The sequence below is a fragment of the Oleiphilus sp. HI0079 genome (genome assembly GCF_001635105.1).
Genome location: NZ_LWFT01000211.1, coordinates 1 through 688, shown reverse-complemented (window position 1 = coordinate 688; position 688 = coordinate 1). Strand labels below are relative to the sequence as shown.

The following is a 688-nucleotide window of genomic DNA, read 5'->3' as shown; positions in this document are numbered from 1 at the left end:
GGTAGGTGGTGCTGATATTAATCCCTACCTAGCAATTGCTGGTCAGCTTGCTGCTGGGATAAAAGGGATTGAGGAGCAGTTAGAGTGCCCGCCAGCAGCATGTGGCGATATTTATGAGATGAGTGATGCGCCTGATTTGCCGCGAACTTTGAAAGACGCGATTAACGCTTTTAGCAGCTCAGAGATGCTTAAAGATGCGTTGGGAGAAGATGTCGTAGCCCACTATACTCGCGCAGGCGAAATTGAACAGGAAGAATTCGACAAGATTGTCACAAGCTGGGAAGTAGCGCGCGGGTTTGAGCGATGCTAGGAAAAAGCGCTAAAGGTTACTTTTCAAAAAGCAGAGTGTCTGTGTGAATGTAGGATGAGGATTTTTGTCCTTCGAATAATTAGGAGAAGGTGAGCAGGTATGTCGGAATCAAGACGGGTGTTGCAGTGTGTTAGTCCGATTGACGGAAGTGTTTTCGCTGAGCGGCCGGTGGTTTCTCAGAACGATGCTTTAGAGTGCGTAGCGCGAGCCAGAAATGCCCAAATAGCATGGCGAAACACCTCTCTGGACGAGCGAATCGCCATAGTGCTCAAGTGTGTTGAGTTACTGGGTAGCAAAAATGGCGAGATTGTTCCTGAATTAGCACGCATGATGGGGCGACCGGTACGGTACGGAGGAGAGTTTGGAGGGGTTCAAGAA

General features: G+C 49.1%; 1 protein-coding gene and 1 pseudogene. Both read left to right on the top strand.

Features of this window, described 5'->3' with window-relative positions:
- A pseudogene (locus A3750_RS03085) lies at positions 1-310 on the top strand (glutamine synthetase); the annotation flags it as partial.
- A gap of 99 nt (positions 311-409) precedes the next feature.
- The coding region (locus A3750_RS03080; protein WP_156498348.1) for an aldehyde dehydrogenase family protein at positions 410-688 on the top strand (279 nt) is incomplete at its 3' end.